Below are 13,664 nucleotides of genomic sequence, written 5' to 3' on the forward strand. Positions count from 1 at the left end.
ATGGAGGTACCTTCACACACCATGCAGTGTTTTGAATGCGGTAATTGCCGTGAAGATGTGGTCACATATTACTGCACAGCCAAAAATGAGTTTGTTATCAAGAATACGAACAATGTCATCGAGAAACAAAGAGGGAATTTTGGCTGGAAAAAGGGTGATCCCCGTTATGAAACCAGGAGAAGGTCGAGCCGCGGGGAGGAAGCAAAGAAAATAGTGTAAGAAGATAAAGGTCTATCCGGTTTTGTTCCCGGACAGACCTTCTATTTTTGTTCTTGTTATTCGGATGTCGGATGGCGGATGGCGGAAAGCGCAGGTTGTCCAGCGGCTCTCCTAGGATACTTTTTGCCCAGACAGGCTCCGGTAATCTGCAGGTTTTGGTTCAGGGTCACTGTAGCAAAAAAGGGATGATAATCCCGGAAACGATAGCGCAGGTCCGTAAATTTTACTTCATGTCCCTCTGAACAAGTTTTATAAGTTATCATGGGATGACGGGCAAAATCCTGAAAAGCCTGGATAGGTTCGGCTTGCAGGGCGATATTCAATAGGCCAGGCGGAACGCTGTTTTTATAATATACCCCTTCTACCTGGAGGGTAGAGGGTAAACTGGCCCTTCCCGTATAATACTTCTCCTTTTTTTCCACGATAAAATCCCATTTCGAAAAATTTAAGGTGGGAACGAGACTTAAAGCGTCAATACCGGGAGCAAAATGCTCTACCAGGAGAAGGTAGAGTTTCCTGCGTGTATAGAGGCGGACCAGAATATAAATGAGGATTAGCGAGAAAACTCCTAAGAAAACCCAACCGGGAGGATAACCCCGCCAGGTAAGGACAAAGCCTGCACCCAGGAGAAGGAGTATAGGTACTTCAATAATCATCAGGACATCCCAGGCCAATTTCGTAGGGGAAAAGGGAAAGAAGGCCTGCGTTCCGTAGGATGTTAACAGGTCAAAAAAGACATGGAGGACGGTAGCTGCCAGTGCCCATAGAAAGACAAGGAGAGGGGAAACAGAAGGAAAGATTATTTTTAAGACTAGGGTAGTTACACCGGGAATCAAAAACTGGGCCATGAGGGAATGGGAGAAGCCCCGGTGGTGTTTAAGATAAGCAGTTTCTCCCTTAAAACGAAAAAAGATGTCAAGGTCCGGCGCCTGGGAGCCAGCCATAGTTGCCCAAAAGATAGCTTTTTGGGTTACAGGATCCTGAGCCACCTGGGGTGATAAATGGGCCAGCTGAGTAAGACCTATGGCCGTTAACGCATGTGTCAGTGTGTCCAAATAGTATCAGCCTTTCCTCAAAAGTATTCATTATCCATTATAACTGTTTTCCGGTGGTTTTATGACGCAAATATTATTACTAGACATCCATGCCGGTAACAGCACCAGCAGAAGAATGAAATTATTCTTTCAGGCTTGCCATCATGTTACGCTTTCGGCTCCCCGCTTCCCGAATTTTTATCTTATGATTTATTTCCGGGTAGCGGGGATCGGGTAACGGGTAGCGACCACCGTGTTTACGGTTAAAATGGATGGCAAGCAATAGACCCTGCTTTATTGATGTGAGAAGTACTACGCCTATGCCGGCACATACCATGCTGTAAAACTTTTTAGAAAAATAGAGGAATTCCCCCCTCCGCAGCTAATTTATACCTAAAAAAGGGGGGATTTTCATGTTGGAACAGGATTTGGTAACGAAGGCCAAAGATTTGGCGGCAGCCAACTTTAAGGAAAAGATGAACTGCGCAGAATCTGTCTTTTCTGCCCTACGTGGTGTAGGGTTAATCGATTGTCCGGCGGAGACAGTAGCCCTGGCAACCGGCTTCGGTGGTGGGATAGGCTTGACGGGGTATGCTTGTGGGGCACTGCTGGGAGCCGTGCTGGCTGTGAGCAGTGTCTATGGTCGGAAGAACCCCTTGGAAGGCAGTACAGGAGAAGAGAGATTGCAAAAACTTTATGGAAAACCGGGGATTTACCGCCTTTTTAATTCCATGCCCCAGCAATTCCAGGCCCGTATGGGAGCCGTAAACTGCCGGGAGCTATGTGCGCCTTATGAATGGCAGAGTAAGGAAAGGAATCTAAACTGTCGTAAGGCTGTGGAGACGGCGGTGGAAATCGCGGTAGAGCACATCCTGGCCGGTAGAACGGACGGGTTAATGCGTACTTTTGGACCGAATGTGGCCGGGGCCGAATAGAAGGGGGCTATTACAAAAAATGGAAAATGGTATACTATTATTATAAGTATTAAGAAGAATAGCGAGGGTAATGTATATGAAACCACCCATTAAAGCCGATGAGTTTATAAACAGGAATAAAGAATGTTTTTTAAAAGCTACAGGAGGGAAAAAAATAAAAGCGCCAAGAGCCAAACCAAGGAGCAGGGAAGAATTCATTGCCATAGGTCGGGCAGTAGTTGCTGCAATAAGAAAGGCTGAGGCTGACGGCCGTTTTAGTTATGACCCGCAGAAAGGATTGAGAATCAAATGGAAGAGCTAAAACGGAAACTCACTGAGATTCTATCCAATCAAGACAGTATAATGCGCCGGATTGGTGTAGTGGCAATATTAACTCAGGCTTTTAAGAAATATTTTATCATTCCTGTCATAGTAGGCGGATTTGCAGTAGAGCTGTGGACCATGGGCAAGTATGCCACCATGGATATTGATTTAATTGCCGATGGTATAGCTGAATACGGTTCTATCTTACGTGAACTGGGTTTTAAGAATAAGGGTGGTGTTTGGACCTATCCCGGAAGTGATATTGTCATTGAGTTCCCAAAGCCTCCATTGGATGGTGATTACTCCAGGTTACAACCCCTTGAATTTGAAGATTTCCAGCTCTATGTTTTGGGCATCGAAGACATTATTTTAGATAGAGTTTCTGCTGCCAAACACTGGCAGGATTTGTCAAGTAAGGAGTGGGCCACTTATCTAATAGCCGCACACTACGATAAGATTGATTGGACCTATTGTGAAAGAAAGGCCGAAGAAAAACAAATTATTGAGATGCTTCAAGAAATCAAAACAGAAGCACAAAACCTTAATAAAGGATAGGTTAAGCCAGGGAGAAAGCTCCTTGGCTTATTTGTATGAAATCCTCATGCTACGTGTTATGTTTATGTTGGTAACAAGTACCAGCCATCACTCACCTCATTCCCATGTTATAATGTCAGAGTCGAATATTGTCGAAAATGAGGTGAGGACGATGGATCCACTTACACATGCTATTGTGGGTATGGCATTGGGTGCCCAATCGGGCGGCGGGGTATCCCTGGCTAACGGCGCTTTGATGGCGGCAGCGCTGGGGGCGGTAGCGCCGGATTTGGACGTGGTGGCCCAGTTTTGGGGGGATTTGGCATATTTAAAACAGCACCGGGGCTTTTCCCATTCCCTGCCGGGACTTACGGGTATTGCTTTAGTGGTAGGTGGACTGCTGAGTCCTTTTTACCATGACGTATTCTTCCTGAACCTGGTGGGCTGGGCTTTTGTGGGAGGTTTTTCCCATACCATCTTGGATTTGTTTAACTCTTACGGGGTGCAGATTTTTTGGCCGTTCAGCAGAAAAATGTATACGGCCAGCCTTTTGATGATTTTTGATCCTATACTCATGACTCTTTGCTTTACGGCTATAATTTTAGGAGCACGCGGTGTTAAATCTCCCTGGTTAGGTGGAATTTTTGTTATTTATCTTGGGGTTCGCTGGGTGATGCGCATGTGGGCCACCCACCTGGTCAAGAAGCGTCTCTCGCGGCATTATCACGAAATTAAAGTGGTGACCATGCCTTCCCTAAACAGTCTTTTCAAATGGGATTTTATTGCCCGTGTACCCGGGAGAAACATTGTGGGTAGTGTGGACCTCCTGAGAAAGCGCCTAAAAATCCTGCGCAGGCTTCACTACATCAAAGAAGACATGAAGAAAATTCTGGTGAACTCCTGCCTGGGCAGGCACTTCCAGCAATTTACGCCTTTCTTCCATGTATTTTACGAAAAGCATGAAGATAAAGTCATTGGTCGTTTCATGGATTTGCGTTATTACGTGAAAGATAGATTCCTCCATAATGGTATGATTGTCATGAACGAGGACCTGGATGTGGAGGAGGCTGTCTTCCAGCCCTACAGCCTCTCCCGCCGTGTTTATCTCTCCGATTAAAAAGACCCTGGACTAATGTTGGTCCAGGGTCTAATATTTATATTATTTTGGTTTTTTCTCGGCCCTGATTAAGCGTAGTTCCCGTTCATAGGTATCTATCTTATAATCATAATCCAGCAGGCGTCTAGAGATAGAAGAAACTTGTTGTTCAATCCTTGCTTGTCCATCCTTCAGGCTTTCAAAATAATCCATTTGTAGGGAATTGGCATCAAAAAGAACACGAACTTTATCGAGCAATTCATTCTCTATTCGCACCACGCTGGTTTTTACTTCGTTTAAGCCATTCTGCAAGGACATAGTCTCCTGGGCCACCATATCAATGGATTGTGTGTTTTTCTGGGTATTACTTTCAATAGATTGGATACTTTTTTGTAATTGGGCCAGTTGTAATAAGACTAATTCCTGAAATTTTTCATTATCCATAAACCCCACCCCCAACTACTTTATTATCTATAGTAAAGATTTGGTGTACTGTAACTCCATTATACGTTACCTAATACGACAAAAAAATAGTTCAAAAGGGGGGATAACATGTTTTATTCAGTGAAGCAGGAACCCCCGGAGAGGGGATTAGAAAGTAAAGATTATGGCTAAACTTGAAAGGGAGGGATGACCGTGAACTTATTCAAAGCTTGTAAAAAAATCTGGAGGAACTGGCGTTATCACAGAATGCTGCGCGACTACTACTGGAGCCAAAGCCAAAAACCCCGGGGGGAAAGTATTTTTCTGTATCTCTTAGGTTTTTTCGTAGCGCTGCTCTTTGTTTTTCGCCGCTCAGCCACTTTTCGAGAAGCCCTGCTCTCCCTGGCTTTCCTCTTCGTTCTCCTGGTTCTTACCGTCAATGCCGTCAACAGGAGAAAATTTGCGGAGATCAAAGGCCAGTGCCAGCAAAGTCTCATAGAAAAAGAGTTTGCCAAACGCCTGGAGAATACTCCTGTAGAAGAAGTGCTCCATTGTTTACGGGAAGAAATCATAAAAAAATATCCCGTTCAGGATTTAGCCGCCGGTGAGGATTATTTAACCGGCAACTATAAAGGAGAAAAGCTGGCTGTTTTGTACCGGCACCTGAACGAGGGAGAAGTCCTGGAAACGAAAGATGTAGTACGGATCGTACGGCACTGCCAGCAGAAAAATATCGAGCAGGTCCGTATCTTTACAAATAGAGATTTCAGTCCCAAAGTCAAAGTCCTGAAGGAACGTTATCCTTCATTAAAAGTATATAACGGTGATCAACTGAGAGGTATCCTCAAAGATAGTTATTTGCACCCCACCACTGAACAAATTACCGCTATCGTTGAAAAAGAGATTTCCCAGCGGAAAAAGAAACTAAGTATTCTGAGAAACCAGGCTCTGCAAAGCGAAAAATTTTTCACGTATTTTGTTTACAGTTTCGTTTTGCTCTGCCTGGCCAGGCTTAAGGTTGGTGTCTATTATCTCAATCTTATTTTTGGTGTTCTGCTTTTAGCATTAGCTGTATTGTCTATCATCAGGAGTACCTCGCCGGAGGAAGAAGAAATCGTATTTTAACAAGAAATAAAATAAGGGGGTCACCCCCCTTACTGCAACCTCGTTTTCACAGCATTTTTCTGCTGGTTATTTTGTTGTTGTTGTTGAGGCTGCATAGCCTGGTTAAATACCTTGTACTGAGGTTCTTGTTGTTCAATATAGTCGCAGCGGGCACTCATACCTTGGCAGATGCTTTCTAACTGCTGGGCATACTGAGCAAACATTTGCTTGGCGGTCTTGTCTTCGGTGTCCAGGGCAAAAGATTTCATATTAGCCGCTGCAGATTCTAAAGTTGCCAAGGTCTGGTGCATTTTTGTACCAATTGTCATGGTAAAAACCTCCTTAAGGTATTTTAGTTGGGCCGCTATTATTATTTGCAGTTGTAGAAATAATATAATTAGTATAATTAGGGGGATTATGAAATTAAAGTTTATTTAGGCCAATAAAGATAAGGGTAACGCCGCATAAGATGGTTAACATTTTAACCAGTGAAACCTTATCGGAGATACCAATAATACCCAGAGTTGTCACTAAAATCATAATAGTAGGGCCAATCATGGCCAAAACAGCGTTAATTTTTAAAGCAGTTTCCACCCGGTTGAAGTAAAGCATCAGAGCAGCTGCTGAAAGTTCGATACAGCCAGAAAGGACCCGCAGCATACCCATAGCAAAAACGATCGAGAGAACCTTTGCCAATAGTCCCACCTCCTGGTGAGAATGTATGCCAGGGTGGTACTATTTAATACCAGAAATGTTATAACTTTATCTCCTCAGGCATATTTTTAAATATAATTAACCTGGGAGGAGAGTTCTAATGTGGGGTGAAACACTGCTTGTCATCTTAATTCTGGTCGGTGTCATTGGTAAAGCTCCTCTCATCGCTACATCGGCGTGCGTCTTACTAGTCTTAAAACTAACTAACCTGCAGCATTATTTCCCGTTAATAGAACGGAGAGGCTTAGAACTGGGACTCTTGTTTTTAATGCTTTCGGTTTTAATACCTTTTGCCGGGGGAAAAGTTACGCCTAAAGACCTGAAGGATAACCTGTTGACAGTACCCGGTTTATTAGCCTTGCTGGGTGGGGCCCTGGCTACTTATATGAACGGTGACGGTTTACGGATGTTAAAATACCAGCCCGAGTTGCTTTTAGGGCTGGTGGTGGGTTCTATTATCGGCATTGTCTTTTTTAATGGTATTCCGGTAGGCCCACTAATGGCAGCGGGGCTGACAGCCTTATTCTTAAAACTGTTTAGTATTTTTCGCTAAAACTAGGAAAAGATTTTTCTTAAGTTCAAAGGTACTGGGTTCGCAGGGCAGTAACCGATGACCCCTAACCTGTGACCGGTTACCAGATAATTACTCCACTGGTCACCGGCCAGCGGACTCCGGTCACCAAAATGGGAAAGCGGAAATCAAAGTGGCGGCATAGCCGCATTTTTAACAAAGCCGTTTTATATTTTTAGTTTGCGTATTGATCATTTCATATCAGCAAAAACTAGCACTCAGACAGCAATAAAGGGAGTGTGTTTTGCTTTGCAGAAAAAAAGCCTCATGTCTCTGGGTGCGTTATGCGGTGTCCCTTTTATCATGGTTTTGGGTAATTCCATGCTTATTCCTGTTTTACCCCAAATGAAACAAGCTTTAGATATATCCCAGTTTAAGGTTAGTTTAGCCATTACCCTGTTCTCTATACCTGCCGGGCTGGCTATACCGGTAGCAGGCTTCCTTTCTGACCGTATCAACAGGAAAAGCATCATTGTCCCTGCATTGATTACTTACGGTTTAGGGGGGGTTATTGCCGGACTTGCGGCAGTTTTTTTCAAGTCCTATACGTTGATTATGGCAGGCCGTATTTTGCAGGGGATAGGAGCGGCCGGGACAGCGCCCATAGCCATGGCTCTGGCCGGTGACATTTTTACCAGCAGTGAACGCAGTAAGGTGTTAGGTTTGCTGGAAGCGTCCAACGGTTTAGGCAAAGTCGTAAGCCCTATCCTGGGTTCTCTCATAGGATTGCTGGCCTGGTGGGCAGTATTTTTTCTTTTCCCTGTCCTTTGTATACCCATTGCCCTGGGAATCTGGTTTCTGGTAAAAGAACCCAAGAGTCAAAACGAAGCCAAACCGGTAAAACAGTATCTGACTACTTTAAAAAAGATTTTCGAAAATAAAGGGGTGTCTTTAGTTTCAGTTTTCCTGGCCGGGACGACCGTACTTTTTGTCTTATTCGGCGTATTATTTTACTTATCAGATCACCTGGAAACCAAGTATAAAATTGAAGGAGTCTTAAAAGGCCTGATTTTAGCCATTCCTGTATTGGCTATGTCCACCACTTCGTACATTACCGGCATAGTGACACAGAAAAAAAGTTCCTTTTTTAAACTGTTGGTAGTAGCAGGACTTTTTCTTTTGAGCGGGTCTATGGCCATCGTACCGTTTTTCCGGGACAATACCTATATTTTAGTTGGAGCTCTTATTTTTGCGGGAATTGGTACCGGCTTAGTCCTACCCTGTCTCAATACCCTCATCACGAGCTCTTGTAAAATCGATGAACGGGGAATGGTTACTTCTTTGTATGGAGGCGTTCGCTTTTTCGGTGTGGCAGGTGGACCGCCGCTTTTTGGGCTCTTGATGGAAAAAAGCCCCACCTGGACTTTCTTAGTGCCCGCTATTTTAGCCGCCAGTGTAGGTGCCATTAACCTCTTCTTTCTGAAACAGGATGTATTAAAGAAGGCTGAAACTGAGAAAGAACAAGAAAAGAATTAGACTGGCTCCGGCTGATATTATTTGTATATAATAAAAAGGGAAATAGGCTGTTTATGTAGAAAAATCTTTAACGTATCTTCGGAGATACTTTAGGGAGGGTGATAAGATGAACATTACACCAAAATTCATAACAAGAAGTGCTTTATTATTAGCTCTAGCCATTGCCGTCCAGAGTTTTAAGCTGCCCCAACCCATAACCGGTCCCCTGGTGAACGCTATACTTTTCCTAGCAACCGCCACCGTAGGGACTATGAGCGGCGTCATAGTGGGTCTTTTTACACCCGTTCTGGCCTTTGTCTTTGGCATTATGACTCTTTTTCCCGCTGTTCCCCTGATTATGGCGGGTAACGCCGCCCTGGCCCTTGTTTATGGAATCTTACAAAAAAGGCCTGTGACAGGCATTGTTGCTGCTTCCCTGGGCAAATATGCCCTTTTAACTTTAGGTGTTCATTATGTCTTACCCCTTTTCCTCAGCAAACCGTTACCTGCTAGAGTCATCTCTCTTCTCACCACACCCCAGCTTTTTACTGCTTTAGCCGGTGGGGTATTGGCTTTTCTGGTTTTACAAGGATTGTCGATGCTGAAAAAAGAAAAGGAAACGAATTCCAACCAATAGCAAGCTGAGAGGAAACAATGAGTGAATTAAAGAACACATCCAAAATATATACTTTCTACAGGTCGCCTTCACCGGAAGATCCTTACCTGAACCCTGGCAGGCACGGTTCCATCATTGATTGTTTTGACCATCACTGTAATACTTATCACACCGTAAATTCCGCGGGAGAAGTGGACTTTTATTTTTTGCTCCCGGGGGATTCGGATATAGAAAACTTATTGGAAGAGGATGAAGAATTAGATTTGCTGATTGAGCATCCGGGGGGATTAGAGCTGGTGATCTCTTACCCGGACGACAGGGGAAACATCAGGGGTTGTTATCTCTTTTCTTTGTCTGATCCTATGCACAGTTATAGTTTGAAATGGCTGGTGACCAATAAGAGGCTGAATATTTATTATATCGTTTTATACGAAGGGGAATATGTTTGTACCGGTGTAAAATGTGTTTATCTTCCGGAGATTGTGTGTTATGAGCTCCTGCGTTATTTAGAAGGGAAAAAACCCCTTTTGTTTCCCAAATTTCATAACCATTCCCTTAGCGACGAGGTCTTGACAGAGGAAAGGTTAAGGAGAGAAGCCTGGGGGTTTTATCTGGATTATACCGGTATGAAGAGCAGGATAGGTAGTTCCACGGATGCCGAAGAAATTATTTCCCGCCACATTCTCCACGGTTTGGCCTGTTTGCAAAGGAGCAGGCGGCCTAAAATCAAAGAGGACATGCTTATCTTTTGGGTGGGACGTAAGATTAGTCTTAATCCCCACGATATACCCAGCGAATATTATAGTGTCTATCTCTCCGGTGACTTATTAAGCGGCCATGCCTCCCGCGATCCGGTCAGGCATGTGATGGAAGAGGTTCTGGGGGAAATTCCCGAGTACCGCGGAAGTTCCTGGGTTTGCCCTGTGGCTGAAGAAGGGGTTCCTCTGGTTGTGATCAGGAATAATCACCTGTACCGCCTGGAACTGTCGCCGAACTTTTACAACTCTGCCCACCTCATCTTTCAAGAATGCAGCCTGCCTCACACCGGTTATCAAAGTTATTATCAGGAGGTCCTCAGCACCGGTAAGTATAACCGGTCCAATGCCAAGATTTATACCTTTCCTGATAAAAGCAGGGATAAAGGCGTCCAAACATTAGACGAGGTAAAACCCTTTTCCAGGGGCGATCTGCTTAATATCATTGAAGAGGGGCGAGAAGAGAATTTATCCCGGATTTTCGCCACGCTCCCCCAGGTCCCCGGTAAAGATATGGACGAAATTGTCGTCTCCATCTGCGAAAAGTTTAAAAAGAAGGCGGAACCGTACTTTCTCGCTTTTCTTGATGTGTCTGCTTTTCCCCTTAAAGCTGCAGCTATTATGGGCGTGGGTATTCTGGAAAGTGTCAAGGCCATACCCAATCTCATCGAGATCATGAAAGGACCTGCACGGGAGGCAGTCTATGCCAAATATGCGCTGGGTATGATCGGAGACCCTGCCTTTCCCTTTGTGGAGCCCCTTTTGCGTGACAGAAAAATGGACATACGCATCAGGGCCATTGAAACATTAAGTCTCATCGGTACGCGAGAGGCCTATGCAGCTATTGAGAACATGCAAAAGGACCGCAGCGCCAAAGTGGAACAAGTGAGGAAGCGGGTATTAACACCGCTAAGCTAAAAGCCAACCCGGAGGTTGGCTTACTAATTGCTTACTTTTTGTTCTCGATGTTGGATGATAGTCAGGAGGTCCCTTAAATCCTGCAAAACATAAGTTGGTTTTTCCGCTGCCAGAGCCTCTGGCGGCAAAAGTGAATAGGAAACCAGGGCGCTGTCTACCCCGGCATTTCTGGCGCAGCGTAAGTCCATGGGGCTGTCTCCCACCATTAAGGCATGTGGGGCTTTCACCTTCATTTCTTTCAGTGCTTTTTCAATGGGTGCCGGATGGGGTTTGTGCTCTGGAATATCGTCGAGTCCGATAATCACTTCAAAAAAGGGGGTCAGCCTAAACAGTTCCAGGCCTTTTAAGGCTGAGGGTTTAAACTTGGAAGTGACAACACCCAGTTTTATTCCCATCTCATAAAGCTGGGCCAGGGTTTCCCGCACATGGGGAAAAATGGTGGTCAGTTCATCGTGTTTTAGCGCATTATGGGCCCGGTAAGTGGCAACCAATTCATCAACATTCTTTGGGGCAAAGCGGCTTAATGTCACTCGCAAGGGTTCTCCAAAATACGGTGTGAGTTCCTGGGGTTTAACTTGGATACCAAGATGCTTTTCCAGGGTATACTGAAAAGTATGAATGATTAAAGCATTGGTATTGAGTAAGGTCCCGTCTAAATCAAACAGGATGGCCTGGTACATTTCTAATCCCTCCAAACATTTTCCCGATAATTGTACCCCTTATTAGAGGAGACCCGCAAGTGAAAAATAAAAAACCCTGCTGGAAAGAAATCCGGCAACTACCAACTACCAACTATCAACTATCAACTAGTAACTAATAACTAGTAACTAGTAACTAATACGAGGTGTTTAGCGTGAAAACATTCTCGACAAGCGTCGAAGACCCCTGAGCTTAAAAAAGGGTATAGCAAACAAGCCCTAACGGAAGCAGAGCGCAGAAAGATTAAGCAGGCAGCGTGATATGTTCGGGGTTTACGATACCATGGGCAACCAAGAGTTTAGCAGCTTGCCTCAAAGCTTTCTCCTTTTGCTTATTGCGAAGCTCCACCGGCATATCAACATGGTAGAGGTCACAAGGATTGAAGACTTCACCTGATTGGAGCATATGATAAGTGGCTGTAAGTATCATTCTGGCAATGGCGATTATGGCTCGTTTCTTCCCTCGGCGCTTGGATATCCGCTCATATTTGATACGGTAGTAAGCGGAAGAATTCGATTTTACAGCGGCATGGGCTGCTTGCACGAGCGTGGGCTTGAGATAAACCCCGGCCCTCGTAATGCGAACGGACTTCTTTTTGCCTGCGGATTGATTGTTGCCGGGCGTTAGTCCCCCCCAGCAGCATAAGCGTTTCGAGGATGAGAACTGAGACATATCCGTACCAATTTCGGAGAGGATCGTAATGGCTATGTTACGGTCAACTCCGGGAATGGTACACAGTAGGGCAATGGCGCTTTCCAAGGGTGCAGCCAACCGGGCGATGGTTTGGTCGAGGTCGGCAATGAGCTGCTCCACGAAATCCAAGTGTTTGCGGACGAAACGGATGCGTGTCTTCTGTTCCGCAGACATTTGAAAACCCTCAATAGATTCGATGACCTCGTCGGCTTTCTTCTTCAAGGAGCGTTGCAGCAAGGAAACGCAATGTTTTGGATCGAAAGAATCCGAGTTTACAAGGTAGTCCGTGATGGAAGAGGCAGATTTGCCAAACATGTCGGAAACGACAGCATCAAGGGCGACATTGCAAACGGTGAAAGCGTTCTGAAAGCGGTTCTTTTCGCTGGATTTACAGGAAACGAGCTTGAAGCGGTATCGCGTATACTCCCGCAAAATGCGGATGTTCTTGGACGGGATAAAGCTACCGGGAACCAGACCGAGGCGAAAAAGATCGCCGATCCACTTGGAATCCTTGACATCATCCTTGTTGCCCTTAACAGCAGCAACCCACTTGGGGTTGGCGACGGTAACCCGGATGCTGTCCTCCAGCAAATTGTATATGGGAACATAATACTTCCCGGTGCTCTCCATGCAAACGTCAAAGCAGTTGTTGTCAATCAGCCACTGCTTAAACGCCAGAATGGATTTGTTAAAGGTAGAAAAACGCTTTTTTTTGTAACTCGGAACGATACCCTGCGTTGTGATGAGCGTAGCGACGAGAAATGTCTTGTGTACATCGACGCCACAACAGATGGGATAAACGATTCTCAGAATTCTCCCTCCTTGCAATGAAATTGTGAGGGAGAAGACAGTGACTGGATCGCCGCACATTTAACGCTGAGTTAAAACAATGATTAGCGTGCGGCCTCATGGCACCACTTATTTGTGCTTGTAAGGCGATCCTTACACTGGTTTTTATACTGATTTAAGCCAAGAGGCAGTCTGCAACTCGCCTCACCGTGCTTTGTAGTGTGCCTTCTCCTCAGACAGATTGTACTGTAATCAGGGTGGGTGTGCACCTGTTTTCATTACTATTTGTGTCGCCCGCACCGGCGGCGCGAGATGGAGGTTTTTATGATAAACCTGCTTGTAACGGCAGCCATTATCCAAAAGGGTGATAGGATATTAATTGCCCAGCGCCTGGCCGGGGGAAAGCTGGCTAACAAGTGGGAATTCCCCGGGGGCAAAGTGGAAGCAGGGGAAGAACCCGAGTCCGCCTTGAAACGAGAGATTATGGAAGAACTGGGCTTTGAGATTGAGGTGGGTGATATTGCCGCCGTTATTACCGAAAAAGAGGAAGAAAGAAATATCATTCTTTTGTATTATTACTGTTATCCTCTTGCCGGTTCACCCAGAGCCTTGGACTGTCAGGATTATCGCTGGGTAAGAATACCAGACTTAAAAGCTTTTGACTTTGCACCTGCCGATGCTAAAATGGTAAATAAATTATGCAAAAATTATATGGAAAAGAAGGTCTTTGTACTACCAGGGTAGAATGTTGCCAAAATTTTAACGTAGTCAATTTTGAGTATTTACGGCAGGAAAACAAGAAGCTG

General features: G+C 45.0%; 18 protein-coding genes. 11 read left to right on the forward strand and 7 right to left on the reverse strand.

Translation table 11 applies throughout. From position 1 onward, the window contains the following. The first annotated feature begins 21 nt into the window (after positions 1–21). On the forward strand, positions 22–219 hold the full coding sequence (locus BR63_RS01250; RefSeq protein WP_034422914.1) for a hypothetical protein: 198 nt from the start codon (positions 22–24) through the stop codon (positions 217–219). Between the two features lie 56 nt (positions 220–275). Here the strand turns inward: BR63_RS01250 and BR63_RS01255 are convergent, their stop codons facing one another. Both BR63_RS01255 and BR63_RS01260 read right to left on the reverse strand, forming a co-directional pair. Next, positions 276–1,274, reverse strand: a complete 999-nt coding sequence (locus BR63_RS01255; RefSeq protein ID WP_051965836.1) for a metal-dependent hydrolase — start codon at positions 1,272–1,274, stop codon at positions 276–278. A gap of 121 nt (positions 1,275–1,395) precedes the next feature. Continuing rightward, positions 1,396–1,536 (reverse strand): hypothetical protein, encoded by a 141-nt coding sequence (locus BR63_RS01260; protein WP_207724747.1) that lies wholly within the window; start codon positions 1,534–1,536, stop codon positions 1,396–1,398. A gap of 130 nt (positions 1,537–1,666) precedes the next feature. Between BR63_RS01260 and BR63_RS01265 the strand changes: the two genes are divergently transcribed. The 4 genes from BR63_RS01265 to BR63_RS01280 all read left to right on the forward strand — a co-directional run bounded on the left by BR63_RS01265 (position 1,667) and on the right by BR63_RS01280 (position 4,142). Beyond that, positions 1,667–2,188 carry a C-GCAxxG-C-C family (seleno)protein gene (locus BR63_RS01265; RefSeq protein WP_034422911.1) on the forward strand — a complete coding sequence of 174 codons (522 nt, stop codon included), beginning with the start codon at positions 1,667–1,669 and terminating at the stop codon, positions 2,186–2,188. A gap of 76 nt (positions 2,189–2,264) precedes the next feature. Then, positions 2,265–2,489, forward strand: coding sequence for a hypothetical protein (locus BR63_RS01270; protein WP_034422909.1), 225 nt, complete (start codon positions 2,265–2,267; stop codon positions 2,487–2,489). After that, a complete protein-coding gene (locus BR63_RS01275) occupies positions 2,477–3,046 on the forward strand; it encodes a DUF6036 family nucleotidyltransferase (RefSeq protein WP_051965835.1) in 570 nt (189 codons plus the stop codon). The genes BR63_RS01270 and BR63_RS01275 overlap by 13 nt, the downstream gene beginning before the upstream one ends. Before the next feature lie 151 nt (positions 3,047–3,197). Beyond that, positions 3,198–4,142, forward strand: a complete 945-nt coding sequence (locus tag BR63_RS01280) for a metal-dependent hydrolase (protein WP_051965833.1) — start codon at positions 3,198–3,200, stop codon at positions 4,140–4,142. Between the two features lie 42 nt (positions 4,143–4,184). Here BR63_RS01280 and BR63_RS01285 read toward each other — a convergent pair whose 3' ends face one another. Continuing rightward, entirely contained in the window at positions 4,185–4,565 is a 381-nt protein-coding gene (locus tag BR63_RS01285) for a hypothetical protein (protein WP_034422907.1), read from the reverse strand. 192 nt (positions 4,566–4,757) lie between these two features. Between BR63_RS01285 and BR63_RS01290 the strand changes: the two genes are divergently transcribed. Beyond that, on the forward strand, positions 4,758–5,669 hold the full coding sequence (locus tag BR63_RS01290; RefSeq protein ID WP_034422904.1) for a hypothetical protein: 912 nt from the start codon (positions 4,758–4,760) through the stop codon (positions 5,667–5,669). 29 nt (positions 5,670–5,698) lie between these two features. Here the strand turns inward: BR63_RS01290 and BR63_RS01295 are convergent, their stop codons facing one another. Then, positions 5,699–5,977: a DUF1657 domain-containing protein gene (locus BR63_RS01295; RefSeq protein ID WP_034422902.1), complete on the reverse strand. Its 279-nt coding sequence runs from the start codon at positions 5,975–5,977 to the stop codon at positions 5,699–5,701. A gap of 94 nt (positions 5,978–6,071) precedes the next feature. Next, positions 6,072–6,344: a YqhV family protein gene (locus BR63_RS01300; RefSeq protein ID WP_420825487.1), complete on the reverse strand. Its 273-nt coding sequence runs from the start codon at positions 6,342–6,344 to the stop codon at positions 6,072–6,074. Between the two features lie 118 nt (positions 6,345–6,462). Here BR63_RS01300 and BR63_RS01305 point away from each other — a divergent pair, with 118 nt between their 5' ends. The 4 genes from BR63_RS01305 (at position 6,463) to BR63_RS01320 (ending at position 10,677) form a co-directional block, all read left to right on the forward strand. Continuing rightward, positions 6,463–6,915: a DUF441 domain-containing protein gene (locus BR63_RS01305; protein ID WP_034422901.1), complete on the forward strand. Its 453-nt coding sequence runs from the start codon at positions 6,463–6,465 to the stop codon at positions 6,913–6,915. Positions 6,916–7,182: 267 nt separating this feature from the next. Continuing rightward, the gene (locus tag BR63_RS01310) at positions 7,183–8,409 is read left to right on the forward strand and encodes an MFS transporter (protein WP_243270049.1); all 1,227 of its coding nucleotides are present in this window, start codon (positions 7,183–7,185) and stop codon (positions 8,407–8,409) included. Positions 8,410–8,515: 106 nt separating this feature from the next. Then, entirely contained in the window at positions 8,516–9,025 is a 510-nt protein-coding gene (locus tag BR63_RS01315) for an ECF transporter S component (RefSeq protein WP_034422899.1), read from the forward strand. A gap of 17 nt (positions 9,026–9,042) precedes the next feature. After that, a complete protein-coding gene (locus BR63_RS01320; protein ID WP_034422898.1) occupies positions 9,043–10,677 on the forward strand; it encodes a HEAT repeat domain-containing protein in 1,635 nt (544 codons plus the stop codon). A 23-nt stretch (positions 10,678–10,700) separates the two neighbouring features. Here BR63_RS01320 and ppaX read toward each other — a convergent pair whose 3' ends face one another. Then, a complete protein-coding gene (gene ppaX, locus BR63_RS01325; RefSeq protein ID WP_034422897.1) occupies positions 10,701–11,357 on the reverse strand; it encodes a pyrophosphatase PpaX in 657 nt (218 codons plus the stop codon). Positions 11,358–11,619: 262 nt separating this feature from the next. Beyond that, positions 11,620–12,879, reverse strand: coding sequence for an IS110 family RNA-guided transposase (locus BR63_RS01330; RefSeq protein WP_187142874.1), 1,260 nt, complete (start codon positions 12,877–12,879; stop codon positions 11,620–11,622). Between the two features lie 303 nt (positions 12,880–13,182). Here BR63_RS01330 and BR63_RS01335 point away from each other — a divergent pair, with 303 nt between their 5' ends. Next, complete coding sequence (locus BR63_RS01335; RefSeq protein WP_034423253.1) at positions 13,183–13,602, forward strand: (deoxy)nucleoside triphosphate pyrophosphohydrolase; 420 nt, start codon at positions 13,183–13,185, stop codon at positions 13,600–13,602. Positions 13,603–13,664: the final 62 nt, after the last annotated feature.

It is taken from the genome of Thermanaerosceptrum fracticalcis (assembly GCF_000746025.2).
Lineage (GTDB): Bacteria > Bacillota > Peptococcia > DRI-13 > DRI-13 > Thermanaerosceptrum > Thermanaerosceptrum fracticalcis.

Excerpts from the sequence above, each read along its gene's own strand:
- BR63_RS01250 (WP_034422914.1), top strand. The coding sequence starts at position 22 with ATGCAGTGTTTTGAATGCGGTAATTGCCGTGAAGATGTGGTCACATAT.
- BR63_RS01265 (WP_034422911.1), top strand. The coding sequence starts at position 1,667 with ATGTTGGAACAGGATTTGGTAACGAAGGCCAAAGATTTGGCGGCAGCC.
- BR63_RS01270 (WP_034422909.1), top strand. The coding sequence starts at position 2,265 with ATGAAACCACCCATTAAAGCCGATGAGTTTATAAACAGGAATAAAGAA.
- BR63_RS01275 (WP_051965835.1), top strand. The coding sequence starts at position 2,477 with ATGGAAGAGCTAAAACGGAAACTCACTGAGATTCTATCCAATCAAGAC.
- BR63_RS01280 (WP_051965833.1), top strand. The coding sequence starts at position 3,198 with ATGGATCCACTTACACATGCTATTGTGGGTATGGCATTGGGTGCCCAA.
- BR63_RS01285 (WP_034422907.1), bottom strand. The coding sequence starts at position 4,565 with ATGGATAATGAAAAATTTCAGGAATTAGTCTTATTACAACTGGCCCAA.
- BR63_RS01295 (WP_034422902.1), bottom strand. The coding sequence starts at position 5,977 with ATGACAATTGGTACAAAAATGCACCAGACCTTGGCAACTTTAGAATCT.
- BR63_RS01305 (WP_034422901.1), top strand. The coding sequence starts at position 6,463 with ATGTGGGGTGAAACACTGCTTGTCATCTTAATTCTGGTCGGTGTCATT.
- BR63_RS01315 (WP_034422899.1), top strand. The coding sequence starts at position 8,516 with ATGAACATTACACCAAAATTCATAACAAGAAGTGCTTTATTATTAGCT.
- BR63_RS01320 (WP_034422898.1), top strand. The coding sequence starts at position 9,043 with ATGAGTGAATTAAAGAACACATCCAAAATATATACTTTCTACAGGTCG.
- ppaX (WP_034422897.1), bottom strand. The coding sequence starts at position 11,357 with ATGTACCAGGCCATCCTGTTTGATTTAGACGGGACCTTACTCAATACC.
- BR63_RS01335 (WP_034423253.1), top strand. The coding sequence starts at position 13,183 with ATGATAAACCTGCTTGTAACGGCAGCCATTATCCAAAAGGGTGATAGG.